Source organism: Vibrio sp. 10N.261.51.F11, assembly GCF_041471665.1.
Classification (GTDB): domain Bacteria; phylum Pseudomonadota; class Gammaproteobacteria; order Enterobacterales; family Vibrionaceae; genus Vibrio; species Vibrio crassostreae_C.
The window spans coordinates 134476-157216 of sequence record NZ_JBFROW010000034.1; the positions used below are offsets into that span (position 1 = coordinate 134476).

The 22741-nt window shown below is 45.8% G+C and carries 14 protein-coding genes; 7 read left to right on the forward strand and 7 right to left on the reverse strand.

Going from position 1 to position 22741, the window contains the following annotated elements:
* Positions 1–132: 132 nt before the first annotated feature.
* Entirely contained in the window at positions 133–984 is an 852-nt protein-coding gene (gene elyC, locus AB4351_RS12120; protein WP_102332487.1) for an envelope biogenesis factor ElyC, read from the reverse strand.
* Between the two features lie 115 nt (positions 985–1099).
* On the opposite strand from elyC, the gene cmoM reads away from it, so the two are divergent.
* The 5 genes from cmoM to fdhF all read left to right on the forward strand — a co-directional run bounded on the left by cmoM (position 1100) and on the right by fdhF (position 13175).
* On the forward strand, positions 1100–1885 hold the full coding sequence (gene cmoM, locus AB4351_RS12125; protein ID WP_372126129.1) for a tRNA uridine 5-oxyacetic acid(34) methyltransferase CmoM: 786 nt from the start codon (positions 1100–1102) through the stop codon (positions 1883–1885).
* Positions 1886–2010: 125 nt separating this feature from the next.
* Positions 2011–3348 carry a chromosome partition protein MukF gene (mukF, locus tag AB4351_RS12130; protein WP_017055049.1) on the forward strand — a complete coding sequence of 446 codons (1338 nt, stop codon included), beginning with the start codon at positions 2011–2013 and terminating at the stop codon, positions 3346–3348.
* Entirely contained in the window at positions 3329–4135 is an 807-nt protein-coding gene (gene mukE, locus AB4351_RS12135) for a chromosome partition protein MukE (RefSeq protein ID WP_017067527.1), read from the forward strand. Before mukF ends, mukE begins: the two co-directional genes overlap by 20 nt.
* Positions 4132–8592, forward strand: coding sequence for a chromosome partition protein MukB (mukB, locus tag AB4351_RS12140; protein ID WP_372126132.1), 4461 nt, complete (start codon positions 4132–4134; stop codon positions 8590–8592). Before mukE ends, mukB begins: the two co-directional genes overlap by 4 nt.
* A 353-nt stretch (positions 8593–8945) precedes the next feature.
* Positions 8946–13175, forward strand: coding sequence for a formate dehydrogenase subunit alpha (fdhF, locus tag AB4351_RS12145; RefSeq protein WP_372126134.1), 4230 nt, complete (start codon positions 8946–8948; stop codon positions 13173–13175).
* Between the two features lie 124 nt (positions 13176–13299).
* Here the strand turns inward: fdhF and AB4351_RS12150 are convergent, their stop codons facing one another.
* The 6 genes from AB4351_RS12150 to AB4351_RS12175 all read right to left on the reverse strand — a co-directional run bounded on the left by AB4351_RS12150 (position 13300) and on the right by AB4351_RS12175 (position 19767).
* The gene (locus AB4351_RS12150) at positions 13300–14280 is read right to left on the reverse strand and encodes an alpha-L-glutamate ligase-like protein (RefSeq protein WP_029235672.1); all 981 of its coding nucleotides are present in this window, start codon (positions 14278–14280) and stop codon (positions 13300–13302) included.
* 3 nt (positions 14281–14283) lie between these two features.
* Positions 14284–15789: an inactive transglutaminase family protein gene (locus tag AB4351_RS12155; RefSeq protein ID WP_029235905.1), complete on the reverse strand. Its 1506-nt coding sequence runs from the start codon at positions 15787–15789 to the stop codon at positions 14284–14286.
* A gap of 17 nt (positions 15790–15806) precedes the next feature.
* Complete coding sequence (locus tag AB4351_RS12160; protein WP_372126136.1) at positions 15807–16547, reverse strand: ATP-dependent zinc protease; 741 nt, start codon at positions 16545–16547, stop codon at positions 15807–15809.
* A gap of 288 nt (positions 16548–16835) precedes the next feature.
* Positions 16836–17807: a tRNA 5-methoxyuridine(34)/uridine 5-oxyacetic acid(34) synthase CmoB gene (gene cmoB / locus AB4351_RS12165; protein ID WP_009846365.1), complete on the reverse strand. Its 972-nt coding sequence runs from the start codon at positions 17805–17807 to the stop codon at positions 16836–16838.
* Between the two features lie 186 nt (positions 17808–17993).
* On the reverse strand, positions 17994–18722 hold the full coding sequence (cmoA, locus tag AB4351_RS12170; protein WP_017062083.1) for a carboxy-S-adenosyl-L-methionine synthase CmoA: 729 nt from the start codon (positions 18720–18722) through the stop codon (positions 17994–17996).
* A 139-nt stretch (positions 18723–18861) separates the two neighbouring features.
* Entirely contained in the window at positions 18862–19767 is a 906-nt protein-coding gene (locus AB4351_RS12175; RefSeq protein WP_372126137.1) for a DUF72 domain-containing protein, read from the reverse strand.
* Between the two features lie 314 nt (positions 19768–20081).
* Here AB4351_RS12175 and aspS point away from each other — a divergent pair, with 314 nt between their 5' ends.
* The gene (gene aspS, locus AB4351_RS12180) at positions 20082–21860 is read left to right on the forward strand and encodes an aspartate--tRNA ligase (RefSeq protein WP_017062081.1); all 1779 of its coding nucleotides are present in this window, start codon (positions 20082–20084) and stop codon (positions 21858–21860) included.
* A 171-nt stretch (positions 21861–22031) separates the two neighbouring features.
* Complete coding sequence (gene ruvC / locus AB4351_RS12185) at positions 22032–22553, forward strand: crossover junction endodeoxyribonuclease RuvC (RefSeq protein ID WP_008219936.1); 522 nt, start codon at positions 22032–22034, stop codon at positions 22551–22553.
* The last annotated feature ends 188 nt before the right edge of the window (positions 22554–22741 follow it).

Genomic DNA, 22741 nt, shown 5'->3' on the forward strand with positions numbered 1-22741 from the left:
TAAACGTAAAAAGCCGAGACATCATTGATGTCTCGGCTTTTTTATTACTCAGCTTTTACTGTTAACGACCAGAGAATCTACAAATACTTGGCGACTCTGTATGCTTAAGATGAGTTTAAAGATTCAATGGGCTTATTGAGGCTGAGCCGCGGAAACTTCACCGTCATCTTCAATTAAGCTGGAAGCTTCTGGAATAACAGGCTCTTCAACAATGTCATTGCTTGTATCTAGCCAATCACGCAGGCTTTGCCAAACCAATCCCATGGTTTCGTGCCAGTAACGCTCAGTCTGCTCAAGGTATAGCGCTTTCGGCATGTACTTTTCCCACGGCTCAACTATACCTTCTTGTGCAAGGTAGTTAGTTGGTGCCGGCAGTGGTTTCATTCCAGCAGCATTGAATTCGTTCAGTGCGCGAGTCATATGGCTCGCTGAAGTCACCAACACCATTCTTTTATTCTTAACGAACGCAGCGGCTTGGCGGGCTTCTTCCCAAGTGTCTTTTGCGGTTTCAAGCAGAATGATGTCGGGCTTTGCTACGCCAAGTGCTAAAGCCACTTTAGCCATCATTCTTGCGTTACTTACTTCAGTGCCTGCGCCATAGCCAGACAAAATGAGTTTTGCACCAGGGTAGAGGCGTAGAATACGAATCCCTTCACTTAAACGCATCAGGCCGGTGCGGCTAAGTTCTGATGTCGGTGGAATTTGGTCGTCTACGACGTGACCACTTCCAAGAACCATCACGTAATCGACGGTTTCATCGACAGGTAAAAATGCGGTGTGTTGCCTTTCCATTGGCATTAAAAGTTGACTAGAAACTGGCTGGAAAGCGATTAGGAAAATACCACATAGGGCTGAGAGGGTGATTAGGCAACCAGTCTTCCTTTTGGTAGTAAACATCACTAGGGCTAAACCCAGAAAAGCGAGAATTAACATTGCTGGCAGTGGCATCAATAGCGAAGACACTACTTTTTTCAGCTCAAACATATCCGAATAGTCCGAAAAAACATCACTTAGTAGTAAAAAGAGACATCGCCTCTTTATTCCTGAAATTCCTGTGACAGAATAGCAGGCACGATAGGACATAATAACTCAAGTAGCCGTGACTGAAGACCGTAATTTCGACGATATTGCCCACAAATTTGCAAAAAATATTTACGGCTCTGACAAAGGAGAGATCCGTCAGATCATCGTATGGGAAGATTTAGAACAAGCTTTGAGCAAGTTTGAGCAATCAGCTTCTCCGCTGCATGTGCTTGATGCTGGAGGCGGCCTTGCACAGATGTCGCAAAAAATTGCGTCGCTTGGGCATAACGTTTCTCTGTGTGATCTCTCTTCTGAAATGCTGAAGCTCGCAGAAGAAAGTATCAGCGAAGCGGGTTTGCTAGAGCAATATCGATTTATTCATTCACCAGTACAAAAAGTCGCAGAACATCTCGATGAGAAAGTCGATTTTGTGATGTTTCATGCCGTAATGGAATGGTTAGCCGATCCTAAAGAGGCGCTTGATTTATTGCTTGAACAAGTTAAACCGCGTGGCGTTGCCTCGATAATGTTTTACAACCACCACGGATTAGTCCTGAAAAATGTGATTTGTGGCAACATTCCTCATGTATTGAATGGGATGCCACATCGAAAACGGTTTAAGCTGCAACCACAAAAAGGCTTGAAGCCGGAAGAGGTTTATCAATGGATAGAAGACGCTGGTCTAGAAATCTGTGGTAAATCAGGCATTCGCTCTTTCAGTGACTACATAGGTAATATGGAGTACATGGGCGATTACCAATTTGAAGATGTATTGGAACTGGAAAAACAGCTATGTCGCCAAGAGCCATATCTGTCACTAGGCCGTTATATTCACGTTTGGGCTCAAAAACCTGCGCAATAACAGCGGTGAATGTGGTAAAAGAAGCCACAACATGCGCTATGCAATCGTAAGAAGCCCGCGTCATAAAGAAATAGGCGTCATATCTAATACATTCGATATGACGAAGAACAGTAACAGGAACCACAATGAGTGAAATGACTCAAACTGCCGAAGAGCAGCCAATTGATGAGTTGGTGGGCTGGGTCAAGCAGCATGATTTTTCATTAAACTTGCCACCAGAGCGCTTAGCATTTTTGATTGCTATCGCAGTACTAAGCAATGAAAGGTTCGATGAAGAGTTGGGCGAGGGTGAACTGCACGATGCATTTACCATCGTCACTCGACTGTTTGAAGATACTGGTGAAGCGTCCGCGTTTCGTGCCAACAATGCCATCAACGAGTTAGTTAAACAGAAGTTGATTAGCCGCTTTACCAGCGAAATCACCGATGGTGCGAGTATTTATCGCTTATCACCATTGGCGATTGGTATTTCAGATTATTACTTACGCCACCGTCAGTTCTCTAAGTTAAAACTGTCTATCCAGCTTTCTATGGTTGCGGACGAGATGGCAAAAGCCATTGAAGCAGCACAAAAAGGCGGAACTCCAGGACATTGGAGAAAGAATGTTTACGGCGTGCTCAAGTATTCTGTTGGTGAAATTTTCGATCAGATTGATCTTAACCAACGTGTTATGGATGAGCAGCAGCAAACCGTTAAACAGCAAATTGCCGACCTTTTAAACAAGGATTGGCGAGAGGCGATTAACAACTGTGAAACCTTGCTTTCAGAAACCTCGTCCACACTAAAAGAATTGCAAGACACCTTGCAAGCGGCGGGGGATGAACTGCAAACACAGATCCTCGATATTCAAGAAATTGTTTACGGTGACGATGAACTCGAGTTCGTTGGCGAAACCCTGTTCGGCTTGCAGATGAAGCTAGACCGAATCACCAGTTGGGGCCAACAAGCCATCGATTTATGGATCGGCTACGACCGCCATGTTCACAAGTTCATCCGTACCGCGATTGATATGGATAAAAACCGCGCCTTTAGCCAGCGCTTGCGTCAGTCAGTCACTGACTACTTTGATGCGCCTTGGTTATTGACCTACGCCGATGCTGAGAAGCTGACGGATCTTCGTGATGAAGCGCTCGTGCTTCGTGATGACGAAGTGATGGGACAAGCACCAATCGACGTAGAGTACGAAGAATTTGAGCAAGTAAATGACCTGCTTTCAGATCGAATTGCAGAGATGTTAAAAGCTCACAAACAGCAAGGCGCGCCAATTGATCTTGGCCTTGTGTTACGCGATTACCTCGCTGCACACCCTCGCACACACCATTTTGATTTAGCCAGAATTGTTGTCGACCAAGCCGTGCGCTTAGGTTACTCAGAGTCTGATTATCAGGCTATTCAGCCAGATTGGCAGGCAATTAACGATTTCGGTGCAAAGGTACAAGCAAATGTCATTAACAAGTACTGATGATTACATGCCAGAGAAACTGGTAAAAGCGATAGCGAACCCACTGTTCCCTGCGCTAGATAGCATGCTGCGTTCAGGTAAGCATGTTTCAACAGAAGACCTAGATAACCACGCGTTGCTGTCTGATTTTGAAGTTGAGCTTCAGCATTTCTATCAACGCTACAATACGGAATTGGTAAAAGCGCCGGAAGGTTTCTATTACCTGCGTCCGCGTTCTACGTCTCTGATTGGTCGTAGTGTGTTGTCTGAGCTCGACATGTTGGTTGGAAAGGTGTTGTGTTTCTTATACCTAAGCCCAGAACGTCTTGCTCATGAAGGTATCTTCACCAACCAAGAACTGTTTGATGAGTTGATGTCGTTAGCGGATGAGAAAAAACTCATGAAGCTAGCAACCAACCGTGCGTCTGGTTCTGACCTAGATAAAGAAAAGCTGTTCGAAAAAGTACGTACTTCTCTACGTCGCTTACGCCGTATCGGTATGTTGATTGCGATTGGTGAAACCGGCAAGTTCCGTATCAGCGAAGCGGTATTCCGTTTTGGCGCTGACGTTCGTGTTGGCGATGATATGAAAGAAGCGCAGTTACGTCTTATCCGTGATGGTGAAGCTGTGGTGCATACCCAAGAGCCTAACCAAGGTAGCTTGTTGAATGAAGAACAAGCGGAAGCCACATCAGAAGTAGATGCAGACGTAGACGAAAACGGTCAACAAGACATTTTTAACGATCAAGCTGACTTTGACCTTGAGTCAAATGCTGGCGAACAAACAAAAGTAGAAGGTGAAGCATGATTGAAAGAGGTAAGTATCAATCATTAACCATGGTCAACTGGAACGGCTTCTTTGCGCGTACTTTTGATATTGATGGATTGGTTACAACGCTTTCTGGCGGTAACGGTGCGGGTAAGTCGACCACAATGGCGGCATTCATCACAGCACTGATCCCTGACCAAAGCCTTCTGCATTTCCGTAACACAACGGAAGCGGGTAGCTCACAGTCATCTCGTGATAAAGGCCTTTACGGTAAGCTTCAGCCAGGCGCATGTTATGCCGCACTAGATGTTGTGAACTCTCGTAATCAGCGTCTATTGTTTGCAGTAAAACTGCAGCAAGTCGCGGGTCGTGATAAGAAAGTCGACATTAAACCGTTCGTTATCCAAGGCCTTCCAAGCCATGTGAAACCAACGGATGTGTTGATTCAGAACGTTTCAGACAGCCACGCTCGCGTATGTCAGTTGAACGACGTGAAAGCGGCGGTTGCACAATACGAAGGCACGCATTTTAAGGCCTTCTCTTCGATTGTTGATTACCACTCGCAAATGTTTGAATACGGTGTGGTACCGAAGAAACTACGTAACAGCAGCGACCGTTCTAAGTTCTACCGCCTAATTGAAGCATCACTTTACGGTGGTATCTCAAGTGCGATTACGCGTTCTCTGCGTGATTACCTGTTACCGCAAAATGGTGGTGTGAAGAAAGCGTTCCAAGACATGGAATCAGCACTACGCGAAAACCGTATGACGCTAGAAGCGATCAAAACGACTCAGTCGGATCGTGATTTGTTTAAGCACTTGATCACTGAATCTACGAACTACGTAGCAGCAGATTACATGCGCCATGCTAACGATCGTCGCAACAATCTTGATCAAACCATGAAGTTCCGTGGTGAGCTGTTTGGTTCTCGTGAAACCTTGCTTGATCAAAACAACTTGTTGAACCGCGTTCAAGAAGAACTAGAGTTACTTGTCGATCAAGAATCAGCACTAGAGCAAGATTACCAAGCGGCTTCGGATCATCTGCAATTAGTTCAAACTGCACTTCGTCAGCAAGAGAAAATTGCCCGCTACAGCGAAGATCTAGAAGAGCTTAACGAGCGTCTAGAAGAGCAAATGATGGTGGTTGAAGAAGCTCAAGAGCGAGTACTTCTTGCTGAAGAGCAGGCAACCATCACTGAAGAAGAAGTGGATAGCCTGAAAACTCAGCTTGCTGACTACCAACAAGCGTTGGATGTTCAGCAAACGCGTGCACTTCAATACCAGCAAGCGGTTCAAGCATTAGAGAAAACTAAGCAGTTGCTTGGTGATGAATCTATTACGGCAGAAAGCGCACTAACTCTGGTTTCAGAGCTAAAAGCACAAGAAGAATCAAGCACTCAAACGCTACTGTCGACGAAGCATAAACTAGACATGTCTTCTGCTGCTTCTGCACAGTTCGACAAAGCGCTCGCTCTTGTTAAAAGTATTATCGGTGACGTTGAACGTAAAGAAGCGTCTAGCAGCGCTAAACAAGCGTTAGAGAAAGGTCGTAACGCAAAACACGTTGTTGAAAATGAACAGCAGTGGCGTGCTCAGCACCGTGATATGGCTCGTGATGTGGCTCAGCAGCGTCAAGCAAAAGAGCTTGCGACTGAATACCAAAAGCAACACAACATCTCACTGACTGACGAAGCGGTTTTCGATGAAGAACGTGAACGTCACGCTATGCAGATCGAGTCTCTTGAGTACGCTCAAGAAGAGCTGCGTGAAGCGAAGAGTGAGCAACGTCGTGTACAACAAAACCACGACCAAGAGATTCAAAAGCTTGAGTCCATTGCTCCTGCGTGGATCACGGCAAACGATGCGCTTGAAGCACTAAGAGATCAAACCGACGCTGAACTAGAAGATAGCCAAGCGGTGATGACTCAAATGCAGCAAGTGCTTGAAGATGAGAAATCGCAAGCGGCAGCAAAAGATCAGTTGGCTACGCGCCGAGCTGAACTTGAGCAAGAGATTGAGCGTTTAGCTTCGCCAGGTGGATCTAACGATCCTCGTTTGAAAGGTCTGGCGGATACGCTTGGTGGCGTGTTGCTTTCTGAGATCTACGATGACATCACGATTGGTGATGCGCCGTACTTCAGTGCGATGTACGGCCCAGCTCGTCACGCAATTGTGGTTTCTGATCTTGATGGTATTAAGGAGAAGCTGGTGGATCTTGATGATTGTCCAGAAGACCTTTACATCCTAGAAGGCGATGTCGACGCGTTTGATGACAGTTCATTTAATGCCGATGAGCTTGAAGGCGCAGTATGTGTTCAGCTGAACGATCGCCAAATGCGTTACTCACGTTTCCCTGAGATCCCACTGTTTGGCCGTGCGGCTCGTGAACAACGTCTAGAGAAATTGCGCGAAGAGCGTGACGTTGTTGTTGAGAACCACGCGAAAGCCGCGTTTGACTCTCAAAAGCTGAATCGCCTATATCAAGCATTCAACAGCTTTGTTGCGAAGCACCTGCACGTTGCGTTTAACGCAGACCCAGAACAAGCACTTGCTGCGATTCGTGATAAGCGTAATCAAATTGTTCGTTCTCTGGCTGAGCTTAACTCTAAAGAGCAGCAGCAACGTAGCCAGCTTCTACAAAGCAAGCAGGCACTCGGTGCGCTAGATAAATTAGCACCTATGGTTCGTATTTTAGAAGACGAAACATTGGCTGAGCGCTTAGCTGAATTAGAAGCGCAACTAGAGCGTTTAAGTGAAGCTAAGTCTTACTTGAATAAGCACGGCAAATCGCTTACTTCTCTAGAGCAAATCGTATCAGCACTAGACGCTGACCCAGAGCAGTTCGAAGCTTTGGAGGCCGAGTATCGTCAAGCCGACAGCGCTCTACAAACGCTAAAAGGCAAAGTGTTCGCACTGTCTGATCTGATTGAGCGTCGTCACTACTTTGCTTACGCGGATTCTGTTGATTTGCTTAACAAGAGCAGTGAACTGAGCGAGCAACTGAAAGCGAAGTTGGTTCAAGCTGAACAAGCAAGAACCAAAGGCCGCGATGGCTTGAAGCAAGCTCGCGAACAGATGAACCAATACAACCAAGTATTGGCGGCACTGAAGAGCTCACATCAAGCGAAGCAAGAGACGGTTCAAGAGTTCAAACAAGAGCTACAAGAGTTCGGCGTAAACGCTGACGAAGGCGCTGAAGAGCGTGCTGTACGTCGTCGTGATGAACTTCAAGAACGTCTGCACACATCTCGCAGCCGTAAGAGCGAATACGAGCGAACGATTACGTCAACAGAACTTGAGATGAAAGCCTTGGCTAAGCGTCTTAAGAAAGTTCAGAAAGAGTACACAGAGCTTCGTACTTTCGTTGTTGCAGCAAAAGCAGGCTGGTGTTCAGTACTTCGCTTAGCTCGTGAAAATGATGTTGAACGTCGTCTTCATAAGCGTGAACTGGCTTACCTAACGGCGGGCGAGCTTCGTTCTATGTCGGATAAATCACTGGGTGCTTTACGTCTAGCTGTAGCTGACAATGACGACCTACGTGATTCGCTGCGTCTATCTGAAGACAACGCACATCCAGAGCGTAAGGTTCTGTTCTATATTGCGGTTTACCAACATCTTCGCGAGCGTATTCGCCAAGACATCATTCATACGGATGATCCGGTAGAAGCAATCGAAGAGATGGAAGTTGAGCTAGCCCGACTAACAGAAGAACTGACGCAGCGTGAAAACCGCTTGGCGATCAGCTCTGAGTCGGTAGCAAGCATCATCAAGAAAACGATTCAGCGCGAGCAGAACCGTATTCGTATGCTGAACCAAGGTTTGTCGAACATCTACTTTGGTCAGGTTAAGGGCGTACGTCTGAACGTTAAGATTCGTGAAAGTCACGAGATCTTGCTATCAGGTCTAGCGACTCAGCAAGAGCAACACAAAGACTTGTTTGAATCAACGCGCTTTACCTTCTCAGAAGCGATGGCGAAGTTGTTCCAACGTGTTAACCCACATATCGATATGGGTCAACGTTCTCCACAAGTTCTAGGTGAAGAGCTACTGGATTACCGTAACTACCTAGAGCTAAGTGTTGAAGTTAACCGTGGTTCTGATGGTTGGTTACAAGCTGAATCGGGCGCACTTTCTACCGGTGAAGCGATCGGTACTGGTCAGTCTATCCTACTGATGGTTGTTCAGAGCTGGGAAGAAGAGTCTCGTCGACTTCGTAGCAAAGACATCGTTCCATGTCGTTTGTTGTTCCTTGATGAAGCAGCTCGTCTGGATGCGAAATCTATCTCTACCTTGTTCGAACTGTGTGACCGTTTAGGTATGCAACTTTTGATTGCAGCACCAGAGAACATTAGCCCTGAGAAAGGCACAACCTACAAACTGGTTCGTAAGGTCTTTAAAGATCACGAGCACGTACATGTTGTTGGCCTGCGCGGTTTTGCTCAAAACAAACCGGCATCCCCAGTTCAAGAGCTTATTGAAGAAGCTGAGCAATAACCTTGATAGCCGAGTCATAGCCTTGATAGCCGAGCAATAAGCTTGATAACTGAGTTATAAGCTCGAAAGCGACTCAATGATATTTGTACAAAGCCCCTAATCAATAGGGGCTTTTTTGTATCTTGAATCTAATTTCTTCAACTGAACTCCTCTCGCCTAATTCTTTTATCGATACTGATAAGACCACTCATATCTTGTGGTTATTATCAATGGAACTTGTTTGAGGTCACACGCACAAAACCACAAATAATGTATGGTAATGACATAGATTTAATAATATTAATAATATTGTATTACTTAAATTTTAATTATTGATAACTCGCGTGTGCGAAAGGTAAAGGTAGGACTTAGGTATGATTCAAATCGTGATTGATGGGAAATATCGAATCGTCGAGCAAGGACAAACCGTTCTTGAAGCGGCAAAAACATGTGGTTTGGAAATCCCATCTTTATGTGGTTTGAACAAAACAGCGGATAAAGTGCCGTGTGATTTGTGTGTCGTTGAAGTTGATGGCGTTGGTGTTACTCGCTCTTGTGAGCTTGAAGTGTCTAATGGGTTGAATATTACCACTCAGTCAAAACAGTTAACGAATCATCGACAAGAAGCGTTGAATCGCATTATGACCGATCACTACGCTGACTGTGAGGCGCCATGCCAAACAGCCTGTCCTGCTGGGGTCGACATCCAATCTTACCTGCACCATATTGCTCAAAATGATCACATCAAAGCGATTGAAGTGATCAAAAAGACATTACCAATGCCGCTTTCAATTGGTCGTGTGTGTCCTGCTTTCTGTGAAACCGAATGTCGTCGTAACTTGGTTGATGAATCCATTGCGATTCGCCAACTCAAACGACACGCTGCCGACGCGGATTTAGCGACTCAAGAGAGCTACATGCCAGCTAAGAAACCGAATAAAGGCAAGAGTATTGCAATTGTCGGTAGTGGCCCCGGTGGGCTTACGGCGGGTTATTACCTATCTAACGAAGGCTATGATGTCAGTGTCTATGAGTCGATGCCGCAAGCGGGTGGTTGGCTGCGTTACGGTATCCCTGAATATCGCTTACCTAAGTCGATTCTAGATAAAGAAATCGAGTTGATGTGTCGCAACGGAATGGTGGTTGAGTGCGGTAAAAAACTCGGTGTTGATTTTACACTGTCTGATTTAAGTAACGATTTTGATGCGGTTTGTTTAGCCGTTGGTGCATCGCAAGCGGTCGAGATGAATTACCCGGGTAGCGAACTCGGAGGTTGTTATTTGGGTGTCGATTATCTGAAAGATTACGTGACCGATCAGCAGTACGTCACTGGTAAAAAGGTTGCCGTGATCGGTGGCGGTAATACAGCGATTGACTGTGCTCGAACCGCAGTTCGTGATGGCGCGGATACTACGCTGATTTATCGTCGTACTCGAGATGAGATGCCAGCAGAAGATTACGAAATCGAAGAAGCTGAACATGAGGGTGTGAAGTTCCACTTCTTAACCAACCCTGCAGAAAACATAGCCGATGAAAATGGTCATGTATCAGAAATACGATTAGAACGAATGGCTTTGGGTCCTGCTGATGCTTCAGGCCGCCGCAGCCCTAAACCAACGGGCGAGTTCTTTGTTGAAGCGTTTGATACGGTTATTGCTGCCGTGTCGCAAAAGCCTGATCTGAGCTTTATGGACAATGAAGCGATTGATATTCCTCTTACTCGTTGGAATACCGCAGATGCTGATCCACAAACCATGCATACCGGAACCGGAAATATTTTCAGTATTGGTGATTTCCGACGCGGCCCTGCAACCGCAGTCGAAGCGGTGGGGGATGGGCGTATTGCTGCACAAGCGATCGATCGCTTCTTCCACGGTGATATGGAAAATATTCCGGCCAAACCGTTTAACTCAAGAAAACACAAACAGCTCAAAGCGGTGGATCCTGAGCAATACCAGTCGATACAACGTATGGCTCGTAAGATCATGCCAGAACTAACGCCCGAGCAGCGTGAACAAAGCTTTGATGAAGTAGAAACAGGGTTTGATAATGCTGATGCAATAGCGGAAGCAGCAAGATGTCTAGAGTGTGGTTGCCAAGCCAATACCGATTGCGACCTACGAGACTACTCGACCGAATACAAAGCAACGCAAACGCATCCAGAGTACAAAATCGATGTGGCTTCGAATGAGAGTTGGCAGGCGATTCGTGCTGAAGAAGCGAAGGTCGGGTTAACAAGACAAAAATTTTCGGTCGATGACAGTTCTGAGTTCATTATCTTTGACGCCAACCGCTGTATCAGTTGTGGCCAGTGTATCCAAGCCTGTCGCGAACAGAATGTTCATGGCGTTCTAAGCTTCATGAACCAATCCGATGGCAAACCTGCATCAAGACCCGAATGTCGCCCTAACTTTGGGGCGGACAAGACCTTAATGGGCGACTCAAACTGCGTTCAATGTGGATCGTGTATTCAGGCGTGTCCAACCGGTGCAATGGTGGATGCTCGCGACAGAAAGCAGGGAGACACAGACGTACTCAAGAAAGTCGATACCATCTGCACCTATTGCGGTGTCGGCTGCAAGCTAACCATGCATATCGATGAGCAGAAAAACAAAATCCGCTATATCGAAGGCGGAGACTCTCCGGTTAATGAAGGCATGTTGTGTGTTAAGGGACGATTTGGCTTCGATTTTGTGGGCAGCGATGCGCGTTTAACCACACCATTAATTCGTAAAGATGGCTGGTTGCAACCTGCAAGTTGGGATGAGGCAGTTAAGCTTATTGCCGAGAAGTTTACTGCGATTAAGCAAGGCTTTGGCAGTAACGCTTTAGCGGGGTTCTCGTCGGCGAAAACCACCAATGAAGATAACTATGCCTTCCAAAAATTCATACGTCGTGAACTCGGTACCAATAACGTCGATCACTGTGCGCGCCTTTGTCACGCATCTACTGTTACTGGTTTAGAGGCTTCGCTAGGTAGCGGGGCGATGACCAATGATATTCCAAGCATCAAGCACTCAGATGTGATCTTTATTATTGGCTCCGACACCACGTCAGCACACCCAATTATTGGCTCGCATATCAAGCAAGCTGTGAGACATGGTGGAGCGAGATTGATCGTTGCCGATCCAAAACGAATCGATATTGCTGACCATGCTGAACTTTATTTAGCGCACCGACCGGGTACTGATGTAATGTTGATCAATGGTGTGATGCAGCAAATCATCAAACACGGTTGGTACGACCAAGAGTATATCGAAGACCGTGTGGATGGCTTTGATACCTTGCTTCAAGAGGTAATGTCACCAAGTTATTCACTAGACAAAGTGGAGCTGGTAACTGGCGTTAAAGCGGAAGACATCTTCGCAATGGCGCGATTGATTGGTACTGCAGAGCGTACAGCGGTGTACTACTCGATGGGCATTACGCAACATACCACTGGTCACGATAACGTTCGATCAATCGCTAACCTACAGCTCTTGTGTGGCAATATCGGAATTGAAGGCGGCGGTATCAACCCATTACGTGGTCAATCCAATGTTCAGGGTGCGTGTGACATGGGCGCATTGCCAAATAACCTTCCGGGTTATCAGAAAGTGTACAACCCAATGGTTCGTCAAAAATTCGCGATGGAGTGGGGTGTTTCTGACCTACCGGCTGAAACAGGCTTAACGTTGACCGAAATTATTGATGGAGCGTGTCATCGAGATGTTCGTGGTCTGTACGTAATGGGCGAGAACCCAGTGCTGAGTGACCCGAACCAAGCGCATGTGATTGAAGGTCTTGAAGCGTTAGATTTCCTCGTGGTTCAAGATATTTTCTTAACCGAAACCGCTCAATATGCCGATGTGGTGCTACCGTCTTGCTCGTTTGCTGAGAAGTCTGGTCATTTTACTAATACCGAGCGTCGTGTTCAGCGTATTAACCCGGCGGTATTGCCTCCAGGTGAAGCGAAAGAAGATTGGGTGATTATCCAAATGTTGGCTAATGCGATGGGCGGCAATTGGGAATATGACTCGGTTGCTGATATCACCAATGAGATAGCGCGTGTCACGCCACAGTATGGTGGTTTACGTTGGGAGAACATTACGGTGAACGGCGTGCAATGGCCAAGTAATAAGAACAACCCTGATGGCACACGTATCATGCACCAGACCCAATTTACGCGTGGGCGTGGTCAAATGGAGGCGATTCCGTTTAGATACGCTGCTGAGCTACCGGATGCGGAATACCCGTTAGTATTAACGACAGGCCGTATTCTAGAACAGTTCCACACCGGAACCATGACACGTAAAACAAAAGGGTTGGATAACTTAGCAGGGCCGCGTGCCATGGTGAGTGTTCATGATGCTGAAGCGCTAGGTATCTCGAATGGTCAGATGCTTAAGGTCTCAACACGTCGTGGTGAAATCGAAATCGCGGCCTTTGTGACTAAACGAATGCAAAAGGGTGTGGTATTTATTCCATTCCATTTTGTTGAATCACCAGTTAACCGTTTGACTACCACAGCGACTGATCCACACGCGAAGATCCCTGAATTTAAGGTGGCGGCTGTGCGTATTGATCCTATTCGTGAGCCTGAGTGTGAAGTAACAGAGGCTTAATCATATTAGCTCGGTGAAGACGGCTGGCATTAAAAAGCCGCGTAACTCTCAGAGTTATGCGGCCTTTTTATCGAGCTAGATTCAGTATCAATAACTGAGTCGTTTCGCTTTAATTTAGATGAGCTTAGTTTTGAACAATTTCGCTACCGTGAACACCAAATTGCTTAGCAGCGTAGGCAACGCGCTCTGCTGGTTTTGGGTATTCAGCCGGTGTGCCCAGGTTTTCAATATGATGCAAGCGAGGTAATAAACCTGCGCCGTTTGCAATCTGTATTGCTAATCCAGGGCGAGCGTTTAGCTCCAGTACCATCGGGCCTTCTTCTTGGTCTAAAACCATGTCCGTACCCATGTAACCAAGGCCTGTCATTTCCCAAGCACTTGATGCAAGTGTCAGCAGCTTTTCCCAATGGGGTACTTGTAGTAGCGCCAACTCTTTACCCGTATCTGGGTGGTGAGTCACTGGGTGGTCAAATTGAACCGCACGAACGGCTTTACCCGTAGCGATACAAATACCTACGCCCACAGCACCTTGGTGCAAGTTAGCTTTACCATCAGAAGCCGAAGTCGATAGACGCATCATCGCCATTACAGGGTAGCCCTTGAATACAATGATTCGTACATCTGGTACACCCTCGTAACTGAAGCCGTCAAAACACTCGTCAAACTTGATGAGGTTTTCAACTACAGCAACATCGTTCTTACCACCGAGTGAGAAAAGACCCGCGAGAGCGTTACTGATGTGGCGCTCTACGTCTTCTTCATTGATAGTCGAACCCGATGGCTTGGTGTAAACGCCGTCCTTGTGAGAAGTCACAACAAGGATACCTTTACCACCACTGCCTTGAGCTGGCTTGATTACGAAACCCGGCCACTCTTTTACCATCTTGTGTATTGTTTTTACTTCAGCTTGATGACCAATCACGCCAATCAGTTTTGGTACAGTAGCACCAGCCTGTTCAGCAATGATCTTCGTCTTAAGCTTGTCATCAACGAGTGGATACTTGGAACGATCATTGTAGCGACCAATATAACTATGGTTACGCTTGTTCATTCCCATTATGCCTTTGTCTTTCAACCTAAACGGTGAAGTAAACTGATCAAACATAACTTAGTCCTCCGCTAGCGGTTTAAAGCGACGAAGCTCGGTTAGACGGTATCCTGTGTAGTTACCTAGTAGCAAGATGGTCGCTAGAATAACAAGTTGTAAACCAATAAAGTTAAACGTTAAGTGCTGAATGAACGGGTTAGTCATGCCTAAGTAAACAAGAACCGCAGTGAATAGAGAACCACCACCTTGCAGCATTACTTCTTTCGCGCCTTCTTCTTCCCATAGGATAGACATACGTTCGATAGTCCAAGATAGGATAATCATAGGGAAGAACGTAATAGATAGACCTTCAGTCAGACCCACTTTAAACGCGACTACAGTAAACACAGAGATAATCATGATTACCGTGATGATTACGGCGGATATCCTGGCTACCAAGAGCAAGTTGAGTTTGGACAAGTAACTTCGAATAATCAGACCCGTACCTACAATAAGCAGGAAGCCAACAATACCCGTTACCAGTTGTGTTTGTACAAAGGCTACCGCAATCAGTACTGGCATGAACGTACCAGACGTTTTCAGGCCGATGATGACACGTAGGAACACAACAATCAGAGCACCGATAGGAATCAGCATGATGGTTTTAAACATCGCTTGCTCTTCTAACGGTAGGCTGTGAATTGAAAGGTTTAACAGTTGATCAGCAGAGACTTTACTATTGGTTGCTTCCGTTGGTGAAACCTCTTGAGCAATCATAGAGAAGTGAACTTTACTGTTCTGACCGCCAACAACATCCAGTAGAGAAACGTTTGATTCGTCCCAGATGAGTAGGTTTGGTTGGACTTGTTGTTCGCTTGATTCAGGAGAGAATAGAACCCACTCGTCGTTATCCCAGATCTGAATCATGTTTTGAATCGACTGACGACGACGACCATCTTCTAGCTCGATAACACCAACCACTTTGTTGTGTATTTTCGCCGCTGAAAGTAGCTTGTGTGTCGCTTCCACTTTGGTCATGTTGTTCAGAATCAGCGCTGAGTTTTGGCTGTCTGGATCATTAAGTGTTTTGATGAGCTCACGGGTAAAAGTGATATTGTCTGCAGAACGTTTTGTCGCTCTATCAATCAATGCAAGAGAAGCCGCTTCTTCAGGGCCGTCGAAGCTTGGTTGCGAGACTTCACCTTCTGGTGCGATAGCATCAACTTTTGCTTGGTTGTCGACTAGGAATTGTGTTTTGTAGTAGATGGTTTGAGGGCCATCTGCGTATCGAATAGACCACTCTGCGCGGCGACCTGATTCGGTATTCAAGTAAGAGATACCGTAACCCGGCGATGAAGCCGATTCGCCGATAAGTGTGTAGTTAGACTGAGTATGAGGAGCCGCTAAGGAAACTTTTGCTTCTTTGCCTACTGCGTTGAACTCGATGCGAGCTTCAACGTCCCAAACCTGTCTGGTTTCCCCTGGAGTCCAAGGTACACCGTAGGTCGTATGTCTGAACATACTCAGTGTTATACCTGCCACAATAAGCAGGAATATAGAGATATAAAATGGAATTCTTGACGTCATAGCTTACCCTACTATTGTTATTTAACTTCCGTTTGTACGTACTTTTTACTTACATCTACTAGCGCTATGTCTTTGATAAATTCGCGCCCTAGTAACACAGGGTGACTCATTTGAGAGCGATCCGCCAATGTAAATTGCGCTTTTTCATGGATTTTTCCAACTTTCACCCATAATTCGATCACAGCTCGACGTTCTGCTTGATCATTGGTTGATTGACGGATTTTTACATAACGTACAACAGGCGCTTCAATCCATTTCTGGTCTTCTTTAGCTTGGGCTTTGTCGTCTAGGTGAAATTTAACCCAGTTCTTGCCGTTACGTTCGAATTCTTTGATATCGACAGCGTTTAAAGAAGAGGTGGTTGCACCTGTATCAACACGAGCATCAAAGCTTTGCTTGATAGAGTCGATAAACACTTTTTCGATGCCGCCAAGGATAGTCGGTTGTGATATAGGAGCGATAGGAGCAACGGCAATAGCGACCGGTTCCTCTTCCTCTAGCTCTTCAATAACCTTGTGTTCCATGCTCGTTAGATGGGTATCTAATTGACTAGAAAGGGTAGTAATTTCGTCTTCTAAGCTTTCAATATAGTCACTTTGATTGCTTAGTTGCAGTTCAAGATTTTGAACCTTATTTGCGATGTTTGTCTCTGAGCGGGCAATAGCATCGAGAGTTTCTTGGTGGTAGGCAGCACCGTTAGTAAGGGTACAACCAGAGAGCAAACCAACCGCCACAATAGGCGATAATCGCTTAAACATAAAAAAACCTTTGGAAATTAGAGAATAGTTCAGACTATTTAGAAGTTTAGCCCACAAAAAAGGATGCGTGAAGCATCCTATTGTAAGAGTCTGGTCATATTGAATCGCAATGTGAGCGCTACGCCAATTATTGTAATTTTAAATAGCTCACTTATTAAGCATAAGTCAATTTTTGTTCAATTTGCGCGCATTTTTGTGAAAGCTCACAGCGAAGCAAAAGGTGGCGCTGTAGCCACCAAAAAGCCATTACTCTGTTATCGGCTAAATAATGGCTTTCGGGCATCACATTTATGGCTTGGTCGCCACAAGAATGGCACGTCTTGGTGCTGGGTGACCTTCAACCGTTTTACTTGGATCATTCGGGTCTAAGTAATCTGGTAGAGAGTTGTGTGTCATCCATTCTGTCGTGCGTTGCTCGCCGATTGTCGTGACATTCTCATCCACGATGCGCACGTCTTCAAAGCCGACCTGTTCAAGCCAGCGTTTCAGAGCTCGAGCAGAGGGGAAGAAGTACACGTTTCTCATCTGCGCGTAACGGTCAACAGGAACCAGAACTGCATTTTCATCGCCTTCAATCACTAAGGTTTCAAGCACTAATTCACCGCCAGACACCAATTGGTCTTTCAGTTGAATCAAGTGATCAAGCGGAGAGCGACGGTGGTATAGCACGCCCATGCTGAATACAGTGTCGTACGCTTCCAGTTTTGGTAGTTGTTCAATACCTAGAGGTAAAAGGTGCGCACGTTGGTCATCGCCCATCAACTTACGGATCGCTTCAAACTGAACCAAGAAAAGGTGAGAAGGGTCGATACCTACTGTAAGACGAGCGCCTTCGCCAAGCATGCGCCACATGTGGTAACCATTGCCACAACCTACATCGAGCACAGAACGGTTTTTAAGTGGTGAGATATGTGGAAGCACACGATCCCATTTCCAGTCACTGCGCCATTCTGTATCGATATGAATGTCGTGAACCGTGTAAGGACCTTTTCTCCAAGGGTGGAAAGTCTTTAGCAAGCTTTCTAACTTTTTAAGTTCACCCGTGTGGAACGGTGTAGAGCTGCCAATGGTCACTGAGTTTTTCAGATCAACTTGGTCAGGCACACCTTGTGGAATCTTGTTCAATGCACGTAACCAGCGGTCGAAGTCACCGTGCTCTGCATTTTGCCAATCCGTCAGCTGTTGAGGAAGAACATTTAGCCACGGCTGAAGGCGAGTATCTTGGGCAATAAGTTGATAAAAATTGGCAAAATTAAACATAGGTTTTCACTGAGTTGGTGGTGTAGAAATTAAATTTGTCACTCCATTAAGAGTGTGGACAAACATGCTAGGGAATCTCGTTTATCGTGTTTGATAAGAGATCCCCAATTCGTTTGTTCCTCGCTCTTGAGGATGACATTTTAGTACGTGCTAACGGTGTCGCGACGGTTACGTAATCTAAAATGTTTACTTTATCGCGAACATTGAACCAAAGTTGAAACATTGGAACCAGACTTCGCTGCTTGAGAAGCCAATCTTATCAAATCGCTCTCTGTGAACAGGGATCGAATCCGGGCGCATCACGTTTTCAATTGCGCTACGTTTCTGACTTACTTCTAGCTCGCTGTACCCGTTAGCACGTTTGAAATCATGGTGCAGGTCGATAAGCAGTTCATTTGAGCTTTCATCTTCGAATACGTATTTTTCTGACAGGATTAAGATCCCGCCTGGGCGCAAGCCAGCATGAATTTTCTCAAGCAGAGCGTATCGATCGTCTGGAGAAAGAAATTGCAGCGTAAAGTTAAGCACCACAACAGAAGCGTCTTTGATTTCCACTTCACGGATGTCGGCTTCAATCACTTCTACCGGTGTGTCACTGCGGTAAGCATTAACGTGCAATTTGCAGCGCTCAACCATGGCTTCTGAATTATCGATCGCGAAAATCGTGCAGCCTTCTTGCTGAATGTGACGACGCATAGAAAGTGTCGCAGCACCAAGCGAGCAGCCAAGGTCGTAAATATTTGAGTGTGGCTTTACAAAGCGCTCAGCCAGCATGCCGATTGCAGAGATGATATTGCTATAGCCAGGCACCGAACGTTGAATCATATCCGGAAATACTTCAGCAACCCTTGCATCAAAGGTGAAGTCTCCAATTTTATCAATAGGAGCGGAAAAGATATTGTCTGTGTTGCTCATAGCATTTTCTCTCGACAGTCAGCGTAATTGGCACAAAATTCGTACCAAATAAAAGGGGGCGTATTTTACGTAAAAAAAACGCCACTGTCACGAAAACTGAGATTTAGCTCAAGGTTCGAAGCTACTTACAAGTGAGAGGTTAAAACATCGAGATTTGGTGATTGCCTTTTTGAGCTGGAAACTGAGCCAGTTCGGGCAGTAATAATGATGTATTTTCAGAGACTTGCTTTTGTAGCCTCTTATAAATAGCAATCGCAAGTTCAGGTGCGTGGTTATTGTCTGGGGTGTGGATCATTAAATAGGGCTGCTTGCCTTCATTAAGCCAGTTTGGGATTTTGGCAAACCAAGGCTTAAAAAACTCAATATTAGGTTCTTGGTCTGGGTGACCAATAAATCGAATCATCGGGTTATTGGCGGTAGCAATTGCATGAACAGGAACACGCGGTTTTTTCTGATGCGCATCGATCACCGCTTCTGTGGTGGGTGGCGCAGAGAAAACGGGGCGGCTGTCCATAATGATGCGATTGATGCCTTCCGCAACCAGCCATTGGTTGAAGCGTTTTTCCGCATCGCCCTTATCAAAGAAACCTAAGTGTCGAACTTCGACGCCAAGCTGCATATCTTTTGGGAATAAGGTGCAAAACTTTTGTAGGGCAGGCAGCATGCTGGGCTCAAAACTGTGCGGCAGCTGAATCGTCCATTGACCAATACGGTCATGCAGTGGCGACATCGTCATCAAGAACTCTTTGAGTTCGGCTTGGCAGTGTCTCAGTTGTTGCTGGTGGGTGATGAATTTGGGCAATTTGAAGGTGAACTTGAAATCATCGTGACTGGCGGCTTTCCAATTGTGAACGGTAGACATACTTGGCGTAGCGTAAAAGGTGGTGTTGCCCTCAACGGTATGGAAAACTTGGGTGTATTTTTCCAAGCGTTCGGCAGGCTTGGTGCCTTTACCGTAGAACTGACTTTGCCACTCAGAATGAGACCACATAGTTAATCCAAGTCTTAGAGGTAAAGTTTCTGTTGTTATTACACGATTATCCATCTATTACACCGTTATCCATCACGCCATCAGTCATTACAAAAAGTTTTTGGGTTGAAACGAAAATCTACTTTACGAGAGTTTTGCTGATTAAGGTACTTTCGAGATATAATTATCGCAATTTTTTCGGTTTTGATGAATCTTTGCGCACTTGATGGGCTAAAAAGCAGCAAAGCCAGATAAAACACAATAAATTCGAATGTGGAAGGTCGATTTTAAGCGAGTTTCCGCGTATAAATGTTCCTTTGCTCTGTTGTGTGGAATGACCACTGACAGCTTGGAAATTAGTAAATAATTAAGAGATTGGGAAATTCATTATGCGTACCCATTACTGTGGTAACCTGAACAAGTCCCTGGCGGGACAAACTGTAGAATTGTGCGGCTGGGTAAACCGTCGCCGTGATTTAGGCGGTCTTATCTTTATTGATATGCGTGATCGTGAAGGCATCGTTCAGGTTGTTGTCGATCCAGATATGAAAGATATCTTCCCGATCGCTAACCAACTGCGTAATGAATTCTGTATCAAGTTTACTGGTGAAGTACGAGTTCGTCCGGACAGCCAAGTAAATAAAGACATGGCTACTGGTGAAGTAGAACTTTACGCGACGGGTCTAGAGATCATTAACCGTTCAGAAGCGCTTCCACTAGACTTCAACCAAACGAACTCTGAAGAGCAGCGTCTTAAGTACCGTTACATCGATCTTCGTCGTCCAGAAATGAGCGACCGTATTAAGCTTCGTGCACGTGCTTCTAGCTTCGTTCGTCGTTTCCTAGATGAGAACTTATTCCTAGACATCGAAACGCCAGTACTAACGAAAGCGACACCAGAAGGTGCTCGTGACTACCTAGTACCAAGCCGTGTTCACAAAGGTAGCTTCTACGCACTTCCTCAATCTCCTCAGCTTTTCAAGCAACTGCTGATGATGTCTGGTTTTGACCGTTACTACCAAATCGTTAAATGTTTCCGTGATGAAGATTTACGTGCTGACCGTCAGCCTGAATTTACTCAAATCGATATCGAAACATCTTTCATGACTTCTCAAGAAGTACGTAACGTGACTGAGAAGCTTGTTCACGATATGTGGAAAGAACTTCTAGATGTTGAACTAGGTCAATTCCCAGTAATGCCTTTCTCTGAAGCGATTCGTCGTTTCGGTTCTGATAAGCCAGATCTACGTAACCCACTAGAGCTAGTGGACGTTGCTGACTTGGTTAAAGATGTTGAATTCAAGGTATTCTCTGGCCCAGCTAACGACGAAAAAGGTCGCGTAGCAGTTATCCGTGTTCCAGGTGGTGCTAAGCTAACTCGTAAGCAAATCGACGGCTACGCTGAACACGTAAACATCTACGGCGCGAAAGGCCTAGCTTGGATGAAGGTTAACGACCGTGCTGCAGGCATGGAAGGTATTCAATCTCCAGTTGCTAAATTCCTAAGCGAAGACGTAATCAACGGTATTCTAGATCGTACTCAAGCTGAATCTGGCGATATCATTCTGTTCGGCGCAGACAAAGCGGGCATCGTTGCTGAAGCAATGGGCGCACTTCGTCTTAAACTAGGTACGGATCTAGAGCTAACAGACACATCTGCATGGGCTCCACTGTGGGTTGTTGACTTCCCAATGTTCGAAGAAGACGGCGAAGGTAACCTACACGCAATGCACCACCCATTCACATCACCACTAGGTGTGAACGCGGAAGAGCTAAAAGCGAACCCAGCAGCAGCAAATTCTGATGCATACGACATGGTAATCAACGGCTACGAAGTAGGCGGCGGTTCTGTACGTATCCACAACGCAGAAATGCAAACAGCGGTATTTGGTATCCTAGGTATCGAAGCACAAGAGCAACAAGAGAAGTTCGGCTTCCTACTTGAAGCGCTTAAGTACGGCACGCCACCGCACGCTGGTCTAGCATTCGGTCTTGACCGTCTAGCAATGCTGCTTTGTGGTACTGAGAACATCCGTGACGTTATCGCATTTCCGAAAACAACAGCTGCAGCATGTCTACTGACAGACGCGCCAAGCCTAGCGAACCCAGCATCACTGGAAGAGCTAGCAATCGCAGTTAAATTGGCAGAGAAAAAAGAGCAAGCGTAAGCCTGTTATCTTTTCTTGTTGATGAAGAGATCCTAGTTGATAGAGAGCTCTCAATTAATTAGCCAAGACTTGCCAGTAAATTAGAGAATGCCCGTTAATTTGACGGGCATATTTTTTTGCGTTCGATATACTAAGCTCATAAAGCATGTATAAATAATCAGTATTGAAGTTATGTCTATTATCTTAGGAATTGACCCTGGCTCGCGTATTACCGGTTATGGCGTGATTCGTCAAAATGGTCGCCATCTATATTACTTAGGTAGCGGTTGTATTCGCACCTCTGAAAAAGAACTGCCGGGCCGACTCAAACAAATCTACGCCGGTGTGAGCGAAATCATCACTCAGTTTCAACCGGATGTGTTTGCGATAGAGCAGGTCTTCATGGCTAAGAATGCAGACTCAGCGCTTAAGCTTGGGCAAGCTAGGGGCAGCGCGATCGTAGCGGCTGTAAATGCGGATTTGCCTGTTCATGAATACGCGGCTCGTTTAATTAAGCAAGCGGTGACGGGTAATGGTGGTGCGGACAAGTCTATGGTTCAGAACATGGTGATGAGCATGCTTAAGTTACCCGCTAAACCACAGGCCGATGCTGCCGATGCTCTAGGCGTAGCGATCACTCACGCCAACACCAATAAAACTTTGATAGCGCTTGCGGGTAAAGCAACAGGTGCAAGAAAAGGGCGTTACCGTTAATCCCATCCCTCTATTTTCTAATAGCTTGCATTACATGAGCCTTACGCCTCGTTTGGCTCAGTTCAAAACAATACGCCCCTAAATCCTTGATGAAATGAGATCTTTCGAACACAAAAAAATAATAACATTGCGCATCATTTAACATTTTATTAACATTGATCAGAGGTCTAACAGATAAGGATTAAGGT